12 protein-coding genes and 1 pseudogene are annotated in these 16443 nt (G+C 40.4%); 2 read left to right on the top strand and 11 right to left on the bottom strand.

Features of this window, described 5'->3' with window-relative positions; genetic code table 11:
- Nucleotides 1-9: 9 nt before the first annotated feature.
- The 9 genes and pseudogenes from pglZ to HMPREF1532_RS13460 form a co-directional block, all read right to left on the bottom strand.
- Nucleotides 10-2442, bottom strand: a complete 2433-nt coding sequence (gene pglZ / locus HMPREF1532_RS13500; RefSeq protein WP_005930492.1) for a BREX-4 system phosphatase PglZ — start codon at nt 2440-2442, stop codon at nt 10-12.
- A 9-nt stretch (nt 2443-2451) separates the two neighbouring features.
- Nucleotides 2452-5997, bottom strand: a complete 3546-nt coding sequence (locus HMPREF1532_RS13495; RefSeq protein WP_005930488.1) for a hypothetical protein — start codon at nt 5995-5997, stop codon at nt 2452-2454.
- 21 nt (nt 5998-6018) lie between these two features.
- A complete protein-coding gene (locus HMPREF1532_RS20575) occupies nt 6019-6450 on the bottom strand; it encodes a hypothetical protein (protein WP_005930485.1) in 432 nt (143 codons plus the stop codon).
- Nucleotides 6450-8948, bottom strand: a complete 2499-nt coding sequence (locus HMPREF1532_RS13485; RefSeq protein ID WP_005930481.1) for a phosphoadenosine phosphosulfate reductase domain-containing protein — start codon at nt 8946-8948, stop codon at nt 6450-6452. The genes HMPREF1532_RS20575 and HMPREF1532_RS13485 overlap by 1 nt, the downstream gene beginning before the upstream one ends.
- A gap of 4 nt (nt 8949-8952) precedes the next feature.
- Complete coding sequence (locus tag HMPREF1532_RS13480; RefSeq protein WP_005930477.1) at nt 8953-9168, bottom strand: helix-turn-helix transcriptional regulator; 216 nt, start codon at nt 9166-9168, stop codon at nt 8953-8955.
- Nucleotides 9169-9396: 228 nt separating this feature from the next.
- On the bottom strand, nt 9397-10227 hold the full coding sequence (locus HMPREF1532_RS13475; protein WP_005930474.1) for a hypothetical protein: 831 nt from the start codon (nt 10225-10227) through the stop codon (nt 9397-9399).
- Between the two features lie 40 nt (nt 10228-10267).
- Complete coding sequence (locus tag HMPREF1532_RS13470) at nt 10268-11206, bottom strand: relaxase/mobilization nuclease domain-containing protein (protein ID WP_005930471.1); 939 nt, start codon at nt 11204-11206, stop codon at nt 10268-10270.
- Between the two features lie 13 nt (nt 11207-11219).
- Nucleotides 11220-11575 (bottom strand): annotated as a pseudogene (locus HMPREF1532_RS13465) (plasmid mobilization protein).
- 206 nt (nt 11576-11781) lie between these two features.
- Nucleotides 11782-12171: a DUF3408 domain-containing protein gene (locus HMPREF1532_RS13460; RefSeq protein ID WP_005930467.1), complete on the bottom strand. Its 390-nt coding sequence runs from the start codon at nt 12169-12171 to the stop codon at nt 11782-11784.
- A gap of 478 nt (nt 12172-12649) precedes the next feature.
- Between HMPREF1532_RS13460 and HMPREF1532_RS13455 the strand changes: the two genes are divergently transcribed.
- Complete coding sequence (locus HMPREF1532_RS13455) at nt 12650-12961, top strand: helix-turn-helix domain-containing protein (RefSeq protein ID WP_005930466.1); 312 nt, start codon at nt 12650-12652, stop codon at nt 12959-12961.
- A gap of 31 nt (nt 12962-12992) precedes the next feature.
- The gene (locus tag HMPREF1532_RS13450) at nt 12993-13295 is read left to right on the top strand and encodes a helix-turn-helix domain-containing protein (RefSeq protein WP_005930464.1); all 303 of its coding nucleotides are present in this window, start codon (nt 12993-12995) and stop codon (nt 13293-13295) included.
- A gap of 462 nt (nt 13296-13757) precedes the next feature.
- Here HMPREF1532_RS13450 and HMPREF1532_RS13445 read toward each other — a convergent pair whose 3' ends face one another.
- Both HMPREF1532_RS13445 and HMPREF1532_RS13440 read right to left on the bottom strand, forming a co-directional pair.
- Nucleotides 13758-15062 (bottom strand): site-specific integrase, encoded by a 1305-nt coding sequence (locus tag HMPREF1532_RS13445; RefSeq protein WP_005930463.1) that lies wholly within the window; start codon nt 15060-15062, stop codon nt 13758-13760.
- Between the two features lie 4 nt (nt 15063-15066).
- Nucleotides 15067-16311, bottom strand: a complete 1245-nt coding sequence (locus tag HMPREF1532_RS13440; protein WP_005930461.1) for a site-specific integrase — start codon at nt 16309-16311, stop codon at nt 15067-15069.
- Nucleotides 16312-16443: the final 132 nt, after the last annotated feature.

Here is a 16443-nt window from a genome sequence, read left to right as displayed (position 1 = left end):
TATAAATATTTATAAATCACCAAATAAATCATCTTCGGTAGCACCCGTAGAGATTTTGATGTTGAATGTATTAAAAATTTCATTATTGATACGTACAATTGCCTTAGTAGCAGTATCAACCAAGTTCAAACGTTCACTCTCAAATTTATCATTGCCATGGTTCAGTAGATGATATATAACACCGTTATATTCAAGCGTGGGAACATCTACAGAAGCAAGTCCCTTAATGGTAAATTTCAGCGTAGGTTGTCTGCCGTTTATTTCGTCATTATCAATAGCAACAGAATAGGTGTTTGCGTTTTTCTGAGAAGAAACCACAATAATGGGAACTAATACTTCTTCGGGAAGGCAACCTCCGTGAGCGCCGTGTCCGGTGTTCACTTTGTCTGTTAATGACTTGTGGGTCAACGAACATATTGTTTTCTTGTCGTCAAGGACAATATAGTTGTCATCAGAAACATAATTATTTCCAATAATATCAGCTAATCTGCCTTCATGGTTGGGTGTAAGCCCAGACAGTTTAAGACCTTTTGAATGTTGTGAAAGGTAAGTAACACCATGGTCAGAGATGAAAGCTATTTTCTTTCCTGTGTATTTATCAAGCACTTGGGTTATCGCTTTTTCTAAGATATTCATTTCGTCAATAATATATTGGGGATAATTCTTTGACGAATGAGCAAAGCTATCCAAATCACCAACCTTTTCAAGGTGTCGGTCTTCTGGTAACAGCGATTGCAAAATAGGCTTGTTGGTTGCGGTAGTTGTTGGCAGGTCTGCCACTGCAATATGTATTTCGTTAAGATACACGTGCTCTTTTGAAAATATTCCTATAATATTTCGGATAAATGGTATCCAATCAACGCCCAACCCATCTATCCAATAAAAAACATCAATATCTGAACGGTTATGTAATATTGTTTTGACTGTTTTGAAATTGTCATACCAACTTAAGAAAGATGCAGAATTAGCGTTTTTATCAGAAATAATTTCAGAAACACGTTCATTGATGTTATTTGAGATTTTAGATAAGCGATAGCCATTGAAATATTCCAATATCCACTGATTAGATGCCTCCAAAGAGTTTAGTTCTATAGGTTGCATATAAGAATATAACTCGGGAAAAACACTCTTTACATCATTGAGATTGATATTTTCCTGAGCGACCCAAAGAATGGCAAGTTGCAATTCTTCTTCCGTTAACGGAGTCAGAAGTTTGGAGGCAAGATAATATCCGCCCTGTTCGGGAGATGTTACAATAGACTTAAGTTTAGCTTTTAATTTAGTCTTTGCCATATCGGTGATTTTAACACCTTTTTGGGCTGCCAAATTCATCGCTTGGAAACGCTCTGAAATATATACTTCTTTATTCGGTTCTTCAAATATGAGAGTAGCGATATTTGAGAATAGCTCCGCCTTGCTAAGGTTTGAGCATTGACAAAGAACGCGATAAATATATCCGGTTGAGTTGGCAATCTTACGGAAATACATTGATAACAGCCAACGGTCAAAATCTGTTTCGCAATCAAACCATGATTTTATAAAATCAATACCGTCTTGCAGAGCAAATATATCAAGGCGTTCTTTCACGAACTCGTCAAAATTGAAAGTGTTTACATCTATCTCTGCAGCCAGTTGTTCCCAATAGCACATTTCTTCTTCACAGGGGTATTCTGTTACACCAAAATCAAGATGCAAACCTTTAACAAGAAATTCGTAAGCATTTTTGCATTCAGTATATGTAAAAGCATTATCAGGTTTAGCAAAATGTGCATTAGCAAAAATGTTCGGTGAGCTACTGATGATAGTTGGTTGTATCTTACTCCCTTTCTCCCACAATTTAAGCCAGTCATGTAAATTCTTGACATACGTATATTTGTCGGAAAGTCCGGAAACGCCATAGGTAGTGCCATTAGTTACAACCAAATTATAAATGCCTTTATCGGTTTCTGATTTAAGCTCCCAGACAAACGTAGAATTATCGTTCATAAACTTGCCCATTTTCTTCTGCATTCCCACTATCGGTATATATATGCGTACATGCTCTCTTTGAGCATCTTCCGGAGCTTGTGAACCGCGTATGGTGGTAATCAGAGCATCAAATTCCTTGTATTCTTCGTTGTCATAGAAGCGAGCCATTTCAGAAAACGGGTAAATGATAAAATCATTTATTGGTATTTTCTTTGTAAAAGCGCGTATCTCACCGGACAGTTCGGTATATGACAGAAAGTCATCAGGATGCTCAACATCAATCATCGTATCAATGGAATGTTTGTAAATACCGACCGGGCGGTTTACAATAAATTCATTGAAGTCGGAAAAATTATCGAACAGCACGAACCTGACAGGATACCTGTCAAAATGAGAAGCATTGGCACCTGTCCAGTGCTTATCTTCATACATATATGCAAAAAGCTCATCAAGTGAGTTGAACGACTGATACATAGGCTACTTCTATTTATTTGATGATTCGAGAATTTTATCAATAATAAATTCGTAACCTAAATCGATCACCTTGTCGAGAAGTGAACGGAGTGAATCTACTGAGTCAATAGAATCAATGTATTGTTGGGCGGAAACTTTCTTACGAACTATTTGTTCCGGATTTCCTTTCAATTCTTGCAAAGCTTTGTTCTTTGCATTTTTAGCCTCTTCTTCGAGTTTGTGGCGTTCTTCTTCCAATTTTCGCTCACGTTCCTCTTCTTCTAATCTGCGTCGTTCTTCTTCCTCGCGACGACGCTCTGCTTCTATTTTGTCATTTTCAGCAATACGCCAGTCTTTCAAGGCTACTACAACTTCTTCTTCAGACCAATAGCCTACAGTTGATTCAAGATGCTTTTTCACAAATTCATAAGCAGAATCAATTTCAAAGTTCTGTAAACCGATACCGGGTTGACTAAGCAAGAAGTTATTAAATCCGTTTTGGAAGTTACCGGGCTTTGCCATAATGTCTGGTATATCGGCACGATAGTTTTCTATAAGTTCGAGAGTGTCTTTGACGAAAGCCGGATTTTTAATATCCTTTTCGCCACAGATAGCAACGATGTTATCAAACAAATGCTGGAGTTCTTCGTTAAGCAGAATAGCAGGATGAGAATTTACAAATTCGTCATCCATATATTTGAGTGCCCATAGCGGATATCCCTTTTCTTCGAGTAAAGAGCCGGTTATAGCAAAACGAGCATCTTTAAGACTTGATATATCGCTGTAACCTTTCAATTTGTCAAGTTTGAAAGTCTTAACGAGAGTTTTACATAATTTACCCTCTTCTGGTGTCTGAAATTTGAAGCTCAATTTATTTGAGTTTTTTCCTTTCCCCCAGACATTAAACAGTTCGGTAATGATCGTTACCAAACTATTTTTGTCGATGGGTTTTCCTAAAGTGTCGAAAATCTTGTTTTCCCAACTACGTAGAGCAAAAGCAACCATAGCTGCAGATGCGTAGTTACCCGACAGCCCGTATGGTGGTTTTCGAAGGTCGTCAAACTTATCGGCAAAATTGAATAGCAGCGACTTATCGGCATATTTAATTTTGTTTTGGATGAAGTCAAAGACCATCTTGAATGGGTGATTGTCGGGCATATCTGCACGCCATTCAAGGTTTTCGTCAATAGCATCTTGTATGAGATATAGCAAAGGTTTAATGTTACTTGCCCCCTCAGTAAGCTCCGACTTATTGGTGCTGAAAATGAATGTGCGAATAATCACTTCTGATACTATAGGCTTCCAGAATGGATTTGGAGCTTTCTGTCTAATTGCTTCTATAGCATCAGGTCCTTGAGGGAAGATAATAGGAGCTACCGTATTATTGAGATACGATGGAAGGTGTTTAACCGAGATGGGAATTTGTTGTCCGTTTACATAAATAGTGGCATTACCACGCTGAGCATCTTGTAGCCATTCCTTTATCATATCTGCGGCGTGGTTGCGATGCACATTCACTTGGTCGAGAAAACCATGCGACTGGGCGGAGGTGTAGTTTGCCATGTATTCAATGAACCGGTCATATTGTTTATCGCCAAATGCCGTATCGAAGACAATGAATATAATGTCTCTCAAATCTTTATCTTCGTTTGCACCGTTAGTAGATGCTTGTTCGGCAAACTCACGGAGATGAGCTATTTCAGCATTGTTTTTTGAAAATAATAGTGCCAAATAAAGATCGCTCGGACGTGTCTCTCTTTTTGCGCGTTTAATTTTGTCTTTCAACAATGCATCATTGGATGCTTCCGAATAAAAGTGAAAAGCATAAGGACGAATAATTTTCTGAACATACTTTTTAGTAAAGTATGAAGCAGCTGTATCTCCAAAGTTGAGTACACTCGAAATAAAGCGGAATTTATCTGTATCATTAGCAAGCGATTGCTTCAGTTCTTCAATTTCATGCGAAGGCAAAGCAGAGAATTGAACAGAGAAGATTCCACCAGGCGCACGTTGGATTATACCTTGATCGTTAAACCAATTGAGCGCATCTTCGGTTTCATTCTCATACTGAGTACCGAGAAAAAGATTTACGATGTTATCTTCTGTCGGTGTTACGAGGTCATTGTTATTTTCGGCAGATATGTTGTTGAATGCGTTGAGTAGCAAGATACCTTTGAAAACAGCATAAGCCGCTTCACCATGGTTTTCCACTTGCAAGCGGTATGTATTGAAACGTTCAGTAACAGCTCCATAGTTTACCACATCATCTTGGAATACTTTCAGAACGAAATCCCAAAGATAATCTGCTGTAACGGTTTGACGATTGGCAAAAGCTGTTTCACTTTCCAAGAAATCTTCCATTGCCTCATTTTGACCGATAAACTCAAATACACTTCGGCTTGATGAACCGACAACAGTGGCATAGTGTGTGGCAAGGTTGGCGGTAGCCGGGTGTATAGGAAAGAGGTTGATTAAATCTCCACGAGTTTCTTTCGGGTCGTTGGACGTTGCTGTGTATAGGTCAAGCAAATTATGGTTGGTCGAATAGAAAAAATCGGTCATTGATTGGTGGCGTTCCTGGTCGACAATCTCAAATTTGCGAGACATTATTTTGAATGCCGACACCGACTCCATATTATATTTCATACGGTGGTAGCGTCCGTCGGTCTGCTTGGTTTCCTCGTTGCCCAGTTTGTTGAAGGCTGACGGATGAGAAATCAAGAAGAGGAAACTATCGTTCCCCTCGTTGGCAAACTTTTGTGCAATAGTCTGAAGGGCTTTAAGTACGGGAATACCTATAGAATCTTCCATAACATCGGTAAACTCATCCCAAATAATCAGCAAGCCTCTGTAATCAGTTTCCACACGGAGCTTCTCCTGTACCTCGATAAGCCAGGCCCCAACATTCTCTTGATTCAGAAGAATTGTCATGTTTGCTTGGCGTTGGGCTGACTTTGCCTTTTGGAAAGTCGCCATATCTTTTCCTGATAGTTTCTGTATCAACTTCTCACGGGTAGAAGCAATTGAGCGCAATTCGGCAAAACGGGCGATAAGGTCATCCCAAATCACTTGGTTATCTTGAATATGCTGTATGAGTGCATCGAAATCAGTATCAACGGCTAATTCAATATCCAATTCATTGAGTGCTTTGACAACGGCAGTTTGAAGCACCAATGGCAGGTCGGACACGTGCGACATATCACGCAGTCCTTCAATCTTGACAGGCAACAAACGTTTGGCTTCACGCAAACTATAGATTTGATTGCGAATAAGATCGAACTTGTCTGCTCCATATTCATAGTCCACCCACTCCTTTATATTGTCAACAGTGTCGCAGAGCAAATGCGTGATAACAGATACGGCATGGCTCTTGCCTGTGCCGTATGTGCCGTTTATCCAAAACGATTTATGGGCATCAATATCGTTGCCTCGCACCGAGCGAAGTACTGTACGCAGAACGGTATTAAACTGCTCGTTGGGAATGAACGATGCCCATTGATTCCCTTTTTCTTCTTCTATGCTGTACGCAGCCCTACCGCTACGCTTTTTTATGATATCGTTATATGTCGTTGCCATTGTCAAGTATAAAATTGAAATTCAATTGAAATAGTTTTTAATTATGCACTCTCGTAGATATGCTCTATTCGATTCATCTTGCAGCAGTTTCCACAACTCATCGTCAAGTTTGGCGTAATCCAGATACTCTTTTAAGAGCTTTGCCGAGGGATGCTTCAATAAATTGTATGGCGGATTTTCTCGCCACACAAGAGCATAGAATGGTTCGGAAGATAGGTAGAAAAAAGGCTTCCACATAGGAGTGGGTTTCAGATTTTCTTCCATTTCGAAATTATGAAGATAATTTTCATGGAATAATTCATCTCCCCATTTCAATTTATTGTCTTCATAAAGTGGAATATAATCAAGTAGTGTTATTAAAAAAACGGGTTTTGCTTTAGAATACACACCTTGCGTGTTACCTCTTCTTAAAGAGGTAAACATAAGTCGATACATATCTAAAACATAGTTCATTACGCTGTCAATATTTTAAGTACAGAAATAGAATCCAAATCTTCTTTTAATGTAATATGGTCTAATCCCATATTTAATTCAGCTAATAAAACCCTATTTGCATCAGATGAAAGCGCACGCAACTTCTTCAAAAGAGAGTTTTTTGATATGCCAAATTCCAGTGGCGCACTTTTATAGCCGTCAGTATTGTAAAGGTCTGAAACACGGAATTCCTTGCTGCCATTTTTTTCGGCATATAGATATAATGAATACGCAAGAGCTTCAAGGCTCAAATCATCGTAACTTCTTCTGATACGTTTTTTTTCAAATTCTTCACCTTGAACAAGGTCATCGCCAATAGGCGAATTCTTGAACATATCCATTAGTGCCCCAATAGCATTGTTTAATGTTGTCAGTGAAGAAACACTTTCTGAAGTACTGATTTTATCAGAGATTGTTTTCTTGTCAAAAATGTCTCCGACAGAAATTTGGCTAATAAATCGATTGACTATAAAAGACGAATATGAAAGATTTATCCATATAATCTCCCAAAACAACGAGGGATTATCTCGATAAATTTCTTGCATTAACTTGCAAAATTCTGTAGGGCTATTTTTGGTGTCAAGTAATCCAGCGTCTTTAGTCCAAGCCTTAAAAGAATCAAACATAGCAGTGCCTAACAATGTGCTTGACCAAAAGTTATCAGGATCACTTACATATTCATCTATCCATTCATCACGAAGACCAAATGTTTTATAACCCTTTATTGATAATGAAGAATCCATTTTTATTTTACCAGATATTTTTCTTAAACAATCGGCTGCAATGCAACCTTTTTCGTGGAAATTAATACATTTCAAGCAATGCACACATTGTGATCCAATAGACAAATGCGGCACAATTTTCAAAGCTCCAGTAGGACATTGGACTTCGCAAACTTCGCATTGAACACAATATGCCGCTTTTTGAGCGATTCGCATTAGATTATTTGCAAAGCGAGAATCACTTGTGTTGAATTTAATCTCAATATGAGCGGCTGTTTTATTGCCACTAAATGAGATAATATCTTTGCCGACTTGAATAGCTCCAGAAAAAGAGCCTTTGGTGTTGCCTATAGTGTACGTTCCAAGAACTTTAAGCCATTCAAAAAAGATATTTGGATCGGCTGAAATTTTGAGTTTTGTAACGTGGTTGGAACTACTTATCAAAACTCTATCTTTATTAGACAAGGATGGACTACCAAGTGCAGATATGTGCCAACGTTTAGTCTTGATAAAAGTTTTGGGATCCTTAATACCCGATGTCTCAACCCAAAATTGCAACTTATCTAAAAAAGGTTTTCTGAAATCAGGGTATAATTTACTAACCAAAAAATCAGACCAATCAGACCCAAACGGACAAATAACACAACCAACACGTGAAAATCCAAAGCGGTAAGCTGGATTTAATGGAATATTGCGAATAATCAAATATAAGAAAATCTCAACGACATTCCATTGAAGAATAGGATGGGCATTGTATGTAAAGATATGTTTGCCATTTCCAATTCTGTTATACCCACTTCTTCGAGTAGATTCTTCTGCTCGGACACCATCAAACGTAAGCACACGCGCTTGCTTGTTACCCTCCACTTTAAGTGAGCGATAAAGCGGTGCGGTCTTCATTACAGAGCAACACCAACGGTGGGTGTCGTTAGGAGTCCCTATTTTATCCCAGTAATTGAGAACCGATTCGTGGTTACGCGTGGTGGAAAACTTCAATGCGGGAAAACGCTCGCCATAAAAGCGTTTCACTTCTTCATAAAGCTCCAATGACGGAGGCAATTCATAACCGGTATCGGAATAAATCACCTCGAAAGCAGTGGGAGGTATGGCACGTGTTACAAGGTCAAGCACTACTTGCGAGTCTTTTCCACCAGAAAATGATGCAATAAATCTATCTATACGAGTAGAGAGCAACACACGTTTACCTTCGGCATTGGCTGTTTTGAGCGGTACTATATCGAAACTGTCGCAATCCTGCTTTACTACTGCCATTTTTTGTTTAGTACGTTTTTCTACCTTCTCTGCGAGTGCTTCAAAGTCAACCTCTTGATTAGCTTTTGATAGTGCATTGGCTTTACTCACACCAGAATAAGCCATATAGGTATCGCGAATAAATTCGATAGCCTCATTCTCAATCAAAAACATTTGATCGCTATTACGCCTTAACATTTCTTTCACGTCAATCGGTTTTATAGTGGCTGTCTCTTTACCCGATTGGAAAACGATTGTTGGCGCATCGTAAATATTAGCACCTTTAGCCTCAAACATCAAGTCGCCACGATAGAAATATTGTTTATTAACTGCCCACATAAGTGGTTCTTCTGTTCGTGGGTAAGTCCAACCAAGACGGTCAAGACCAAGTAAATCAAGTTCTTCAAACCAAACAGGACGAGGTGCAATACCTAAAGTCTCTTTAGTGACTTTGGCACTTAACAAAACACCTCCGGTATCTTTATCCCATTCTATTTTATACATGAACTTATTTAATTTCAGTTTTTACAATTAAATCTCTAACATCAACATTGAGCAGTTCTGCTATTTTCACCAATGTATCCAAACTTGGCTGATATGTATTGGTACACCATTTTGATATAGTAGCTTGATCTTTGCCCAATTCTCCAGCGAGCCATTTGCTTGTTCTATTTTGTTCCGCAAGCACAGCTTTTATTCTATTGATATTTGCACCTTTCTGCATATACTAATGTATGATGTTGTATGATCCCATTAAAATTTTGCAAAGATACAAATTTTCCTGTGATTATCACTAATATATGGAGTATTCTTTCAAAAACATGGTGTATTTTTTCAAAAAGATGGCATTTTGTTTAATGAATAAGGTATATTAAAGAAAGCCACATGATTATTGATAACCTGCTGGCTTTCTATTTCCGTTCACTTCGCAACTTTTACTCTTGCCATACGCTCACTTTTTAGGTTTGTCAGTTTGTATTGGCTTGGATTTGATGGATTTTGCCTTGTCCTCCTGCTCCTTTGCTGCCTGTTCTTTTAATCGGGCTTGCTCAGCAAGGGCAGCTCGTTTGTGTACTGCATCTTCGTAGGATTCCACATCTTTGCGCATCTGGCGGATTTTGTCGTTATCACGATTGAGTTCAAAGATGTTTTCCAATTCTGATATACCGTTCGGGGTAATCTCTCCTTTCATCTTGATGTAGCGGTACTTCAAGTCGTTGTCGATGCGGTCGTAATCCGGTTGCTTGGCGAAATACAGTGCCACAGCCAAGACGACTATCATGGCAAACATTCCGCAAAAGCCCCAAAAGATAAAGGGAGATTCGATACTGAAACTGTGGTGTTTTTCGTAATAGACACCATCCTTGATACGCTCATCGGTGGTTCGCAACAGAGATTTTATCTCATCGGATTCCTGCGTCTGCTTTGTTCCCAGATCGGCCAACATCTTGATGATTCTATTGGAACAATCGTTCTGTTGCTTCCGGCTGTGCTGATGTTCGTTGTTCTGCACAGACAATGATTCCATGACCTTGTTTACCATAGAGTTGCGTTTCAGTAAATCGGTGATATCGCCACGGATGGCAACGATGCTTTCTGTAAGGCGGTTGAACGATGTCTTGATGCCGTTCAAGTCCTGTTTGAACTCCTGCATTGCAGCATCATTTGTGTTGTACACTTCGGAATTTCCGTCTACCGATTGGGGCATGGATAGACCGTTCACCTTGTTTTCTATTCTCTCCAGGCATCCATAGATGCTTTCCATTAATTCTTCCTGTTTCATATTTATCTTGATTTTAATGTTTTACGTTTCGATAATTTTATTACAGACCCAAGCCTTTTCTCTTTTTCTTCTTGAGCTTGCGCAATAGTTCATCGTATGGGATTTGTTCTTCCGGTGGAGTTTCGCCAAAAGAAGAAAGCAATCCCAAACCGTTACTTTCAATAATATTGGTATTGAGAGCATTATCGGATATCAGTTTATGTTTCTGCTTTTTAGAGTCAAGGCTCTGCTCTGTATCAGACGTATTCCAACTTAATCGGGCATTGAGTTTTGCGAAACTGAAATCACGGCTGATTTGTGAAGCCTTGAAGGTCAGTCCGTCTTTGGTAAAGCGAATACCCTGTATATCATTTACCGACTTTATATCACGGCTTCTTTTTACGAATTCAAGTATGATACCTTGTTCCACCAGACTGTCATTGAACTCTTTCCATGTTTTAGAATGTCGCAACGCATCCTTCACGGAGTTGTGAATCTCATATTTTACCTGTTCGGCAGAACGCAGTTTCTCCACGTTGGTCTTGCTTTTATCCTCGGCATATGTCAATCCGTATTTGTCTTTCAGCTTTTTTGTCGCTATCTCGTTACGCTTGTAATCACCTTGCGAAGAGATTACCTTGCCGTCATACCCTATGCGGTTGTAGACCAAATGACAATGCGGATTGTCGGTATTATTGTGCCTTACCAATATGAATTGGGTGTTCCTAATGCCCATCAGATCCATATATTCCATTGCTATTTTAGCCATAAGTTCATCGGTCAGTTTGGGCTTGTCTTCCGGTTTGAAGCTCAAAGCGATGTGTCCGACAGGCTGTTTTATTTTTGGATTAAGCATACGATGATAGTTGAAACTGTCCGTTATTTCATGAGTATTACCTAACAATACGCCATCGGAAGCAATGATTTCTGCATTATCTTTGCCCATTACATAGCGGATGCATCCGCCAAATGATTTTCCTTTCTTGATTTTTCCTATCATTGTTACCTCACTGTTAAGTTTTATATTCGTGCATTATCGCTTTCAGTTTTTCAAGCAGTTCCGTTACCATATTGGCGGTACGGTACAGTCCAATCTGATGTGACAGTTTTGTAAGCTGGTTCAGGTTGTTCGCCATTCCTACAAGGCTACGATAGTGACCGCTTCCTCCAGGGAATGCTTGGCCACAATCTGTGTGTTGAACGTAGAATCTCTGATGTATTCGGCAAGTGTCCGATTGGCCTGTCTGCTACGAAGACACAGACGGTCGTAATCGGGCTTGGAGAATTTCACTGTTACGGATTTGGAGAGTTTGCGAAAGCTGCTTGCTCTCGGTCTCCCTTTGGGTTTGATTTTATTGCTGTTACTCATTTTACTTGGTTTATTGTGATTAGCCATTTCACTGTGATGATGTATCTTACAATCTGCGACCATTGGGAGCGGATTGTCTCCACGATTTCGGGAGTGGAGCGAAGTTTTTTGGGATGCCCGAAAGATAACCTCGCTCCCTTCCAAAAACAGAAGTTACACGCATCAGTGGATTCAAGAATGCCTGACGGCAGTAATGCAGATTTTTCCTACAATTTGCGCCACTGCTCGAAGTCTTCCGAATAGATTTCAAGATGTTGTCTGGCGATGTTTTCAAGTAATCCCGACACGCTCATTTTGCGATTCCCGAGCTTGCGCACAAACTCATCCAACCTGTCGCGCACTTCGCAACTGACAAAAACGGGTTTGCGGTCTTCGATTTTCGGCACTTGCAGAAAGGTACTGCGATACTCGTCCAACGACAGCTTGCGTTGTCGGCTGCTTACTCTGCGTTGGGGAGCCGGAGACGTTTCGGGTTGCCTACCAACTTCTGCCTCGTTTTCGATTTCAAGTTTGTCTCCATCGGGAAGAATCTGAGACATTACCGTGCCTGTCATAGTCTCCCATTGTTCTTTCCCAAGTTTTTTTGTTGTTCCCATAAATTATGGATTTTAATTGGTTAATACAGTGGTCTCGGTATGCACCTTGACCGATTATCGTCTGCAAAGGAAGTGTGTATAGTTCACAGAATCAAGTAAATGGAGACAGTGTGGCAATTATGGTGGATTATGCGTTTAGCCATTGAAGCAACGGTGCTAATTGCTATAATCTGCTTATGTCATTTAGTTGAGAGAAGTTTGTTTCCTGAAATCAGTATTCTTAGCCAGTACATTTTGTCCACTGATTATGTAACATGATGACAAGTGATGCAACAGACCGTCAGCAATCTGTAAATCCTTTGCAGTGTGACGATTACTACATTACTTTGCACAGGGAACAGTAAAAACAAGGCGGTGTCTTAAGCCAATTATGCCATAGACAACCACATGTTTGAAACGCATATGGTAAGACGCAAAGCCGACTTACTTTTGCAGAACCGACGAAAAAATAGTATGAACAATATAAACAGTGACAATTATGGAAATAATCAGTTTTGAGAAACAAGCCTTTGAAGAGGTGGCTGCGAAGTTGGATTACTTCGTACAACGAATCGACAACCTTTGCAAGTCGTATGGAGAAAGGGAAAAGAACGGCTGGATGGATAATCATGCCGTGTGCCGGAAACTACGCATCAGTCCGAGAACCTTGCAGACCCTTCGTGACAACGGAACGCTTGCCTTTACCAAAATAGGTAACAGGACCTACTACCGCTCCGAAGATGTGGAACCTGTCATTTCTGCTGTGGAAGACAGACGCAAGGGGGCACAATGGAAAGGCAGTAGCATTTGACCAAGAAACGTATAACCAATAATAGAACCGTATGAGTAATGGAATCAGAGAAAAAGATCACGAGTGGGTAAAGAGCGTACACTCGAATTTCGACAGGCTTTTGGCTTCGCTCGAAAAGTTGCTAAGCAAGCAACAGCCAGCAGTATTCAACGATGAACTGCTGACAGACAAGGAGGTGGCGCACTTGTTGAAAGTAAGCCGCAGAACTCTTCAGGACTACCGCAACAACGGCATCCTGCCATACACGCAGGTTGGCGGCAAGATTCTGTACCGCAATTCCGACATCGAGCGCACCTTGATGAAAGGGTACAAAGAAGCGTATAGGTTGAAATAGACGGGCTGCCGGTTAACCCAAATGGTCTATAACCGCACATTATAGCTATTACAGGCTATTGGAACACCGCCAAGAGCGAAAACAACCTTTTGATTTTTCTGGAAGGAGCGCAGTTTGCCGTCTGCCCATTTCATTGTGTTCCTAAAAATTATCCCTCCCAAGAAAATAAGAGCAGCATATAGATAGGTGTTTGGTTTTAACCCATCTATATGCTGTTTTTCATTCAGGTGCTTTATCCGACTTTTCCGTCGGTCGCTTGTTTCCGCTGCCGTCAGCGTCTATTGTACAGACGTGAAAGGGAAAAGGTTTTCGGGCTGAATACTCTTTGCTTTGCAAAGGAAGATTCTGCCCGAAACGGTACGGCCGCCTGACCTTTTCGCTTTCAGGAAAGTCTGTACTAACTTAATGGGCAGGCAAGGAAATATGCGACTGACGGAATATTATATGTCTGACCAAGATATATTATTGATTTCCCTGCTCCCTTTGTCCGTAGTGTATGTTTTTAACATTATCGCAACCCTTGTTCCATTCCGGAATTTCATATTTGGACTGGACTTTCATGCTGATTCGCTTGATGTCCTCATTAACTTTCTGATGTGTCAGTTTCGCATACAGCTGTGTGGTGCTGATATTTCTGTGTCCCATCATTTTGCATACTGATTCCAACGGAACTCCTTGTGACAGAGTTATCAATGAACCGAAATTATGTCTTGCCATGTGGAATGTGATTCGTTTGTCAATGTTGCATTTCTCAGCCAGTTTCCTGAAATTGGCTGTCAATGCCGAACGGACGGGAACTTTGAAGATTCTATCATCCACACGTTGATCTTTGTATTTATCCATGATTCGCCGAGGTAAATCCAAAACCTGAATGATACATTCGCTTTTAGTCTTTTGCCTGTTGAACCGAACCCACAGCTTACCGTCTTCAGTATGGTAAAAATTCTCTTTCCGTAAATTGCATAAGTCTATATACGAGATGCCGGTGAACGTGCTGAATACGAATAAGTCTCTTACATAGCAGAGAAATTTTTCCTGTATGGGAGTTTCCATCAGGCGTTTCAGTTCATCCAATTCCAAGTGCCGGTATTTTTTCATCGCTTTCTCAGGGAAATAGCCGGCAAAGGGATTCTTAAGGAGAGTCCCTTGTGCGATTGCTCTCTTGACTATGGTTTTCAGCATGATGGTAAAACCTTCAACGGTAGAGAGCGAACGTTTCATATCCGCCCTCAGATAATGGTCATACTTTTCAATGAAGCTGTAATCCAGATGTCTGAGTGCAATGTCATTGACATTGTAATAGGCTTGGATGAATTTCTTCAACCTGTTATATGATGCACGATGGTTATGCAGTGTGCCGGAAGAACGTGTCAGGCCTACTTGTTGCGAGAACTCTTCAATATACTCCTGATACAATTCCAATAATTTACGTTTTCTCATCCCTACGCCGTTGATGGCATTCTTGACAAGTTCTGCCGTTATATATCCTTGTTCCGCAAGGATTTCATTATAATAGCGGTGTATATCAGCCATTAATTTCTCTATGGCACAGTTGATTTCCTGAATATCACGGTTCTTGCCTTTAAGCCTGTATCTTTTAGCGTCCCACAGTGCCGGATCAATATCCATCTTCGCTGAGAATTGTGCGATTTCCTTATTTATGGATATCCTGCCCATCAGTGGACACAAGCCGTTCTTCTTGACCTTCTGCTTGTTGATATAGAAAACAACTGCGAAAGTACTGTATGTGGTTTTCCTGTTATTCATATGCTTATAGTGTCTGTTGGGATATGTTATTATCTGACAAAATGAACTTTTTTCCGATTCGTGATTGTAAATCACCCATGTCTGCCCCTATCTTCTCTTGGGTAAGATGAGCGTAGATACGGGTGCTTTTCCAACTTCTGTGCCCCAGCAACTCACGGACGGTATCCATTGGAACTCCCTGTGACAGAGTGATTAACGAGGCGTATGTATGTCTCGCTTGATGAAATGTCAGACAACGTTCTATGCCACAGATTCTTGCAATCTTTTTGAGATTGATGTTTGTCTTGCTGCAACTCAACATAGGGAACAACCGCCCTTTGTCTGATATGCCCCTATACTTCTCTATCAATTGCAACGGCAGCTCCATCAATGGAATATGACAAGGAGTCCCGGTTTTCTTTCTCGCGGTATGTATCCACCAGACACCGTCTTCTGCCTGTTTCATATTCTCGGGTGTCAGATTGCGGAGGTCGCTGAATGCCAGGCCGGTCATGCAGGAAAATATGAAGACATCACGCACCAGATTCATATTGTCTTTTGGCAGTGGTGTCGTAAGAATCAGATTGAATTCTTTTTCGGACAGACATTTGGCTACAAGAGAATCGGTTACATATTTGTAGTCCATGAACGGATCTTGTCTTATCAACCCGTTATCCATGGCGGACTTGATTACAAGATGTAAACGAGCCACGATACTGACTATGGTATTGGATGCCATTTGCAGGTCGGAACGGAGATACAGGTCAAATGCTTTCACGAATGTGGGATTAAGGGATTGGAATGCCATATCCCTTACATTGTATTTCTTTTGAAGGAAATTCTTAAGATGGTTAAGAGCCACACAATACCGTTTGTAGGTATCTATGGAACGGCTGACACCGACTTTTTGATAGAATTTGTCATTGAGATGCCCGTAATGCTTGACCAGTGTGTCCTGTTCGGAAGCAATGCCCTGAAAAGAATTTTTCACATCAATGGCAAGGACATTGTCGCTCTTCAGTTTAAGTTCTTTATATGCGGAATGTATGGCCACGCACAACTTTTCAAGCTCGGCATTGGCATTTTGTGCCGCCTTGCTTTTCCCTTTTGCCCTGCCAGACTTTACATCCCACAACTTTTCCTGAACATACACTTTGGCACTGAACTGTACCATTGACATGCCGATTCGTATCCGTCCCAAGATGGGGACAGTACCGTCGACTCTCGTCTCATTTTTCTTTAGATAGAAAGTTACTTTCAATTCATTCATAATCAGCTCTATTTTTGATTGCAAATTTACGTGCATTAGAGCTAATCATTGGTATGCAAAACACTGACAATCGGTGAAATAGCGTCTCTCAAAGAGAAAATTTCATACCGTTTCCCGAAAAATCACTCCTGT

It is taken from the genome of Bacteroides salyersiae WAL 10018 = DSM 18765 = JCM 12988 (assembly GCF_000381365.1).
Taxonomy (GTDB): Bacteria; Bacteroidota; Bacteroidia; order Bacteroidales; family Bacteroidaceae; genus Bacteroides; species Bacteroides salyersiae.
Note: the sequence above shows the minus strand (reverse complement) of the source record. Positions and strands in the feature narration are given on the sequence as shown.

Bases quoted from the DNA above. Each gene is read 5' to 3' on its own strand.
- pglZ (WP_005930492.1), bottom strand. From the start codon at position 2,442: ATGTATCAGTCGTTCAACTCACTTGATGAGCTTTTTGCATATATGTAT.
- HMPREF1532_RS13495 (WP_005930488.1), bottom strand. From the start codon at position 5,997: ATGGCAACGACATATAACGATATCATAAAAAAGCGTAGCGGTAGGGCT.
- HMPREF1532_RS20575 (WP_005930485.1), bottom strand. From the start codon at position 6,450: ATGAACTATGTTTTAGATATGTATCGACTTATGTTTACCTCTTTAAGA.
- HMPREF1532_RS13485 (WP_005930481.1), bottom strand. From the start codon at position 8,948: ATGTATAAAATAGAATGGGATAAAGATACCGGAGGTGTTTTGTTAAGT.
- HMPREF1532_RS13480 (WP_005930477.1), bottom strand. From the start codon at position 9,168: ATGCAGAAAGGTGCAAATATCAATAGAATAAAAGCTGTGCTTGCGGAA.
- HMPREF1532_RS13475 (WP_005930474.1), bottom strand. From the start codon at position 10,227: ATGAAACAGGAAGAATTAATGGAAAGCATCTATGGATGCCTGGAGAGA.
- HMPREF1532_RS13470 (WP_005930471.1), bottom strand. From the start codon at position 11,206: ATGATAGGAAAAATCAAGAAAGGAAAATCATTTGGCGGATGCATCCGC.
- HMPREF1532_RS13460 (WP_005930467.1), bottom strand. From the start codon at position 12,171: ATGGGAACAACAAAAAAACTTGGGAAAGAACAATGGGAGACTATGACA.
- HMPREF1532_RS13455 (WP_005930466.1), top strand. From the start codon at position 12,650: ATGGAAATAATCAGTTTTGAGAAACAAGCCTTTGAAGAGGTGGCTGCG.
- HMPREF1532_RS13450 (WP_005930464.1), top strand. From the start codon at position 12,993: ATGAGTAATGGAATCAGAGAAAAAGATCACGAGTGGGTAAAGAGCGTA.
- HMPREF1532_RS13445 (WP_005930463.1), bottom strand. From the start codon at position 15,062: ATGAATAACAGGAAAACCACATACAGTACTTTCGCAGTTGTTTTCTAT.
- HMPREF1532_RS13440 (WP_005930461.1), bottom strand. From the start codon at position 16,311: ATGAATGAATTGAAAGTAACTTTCTATCTAAAGAAAAATGAGACGAGA.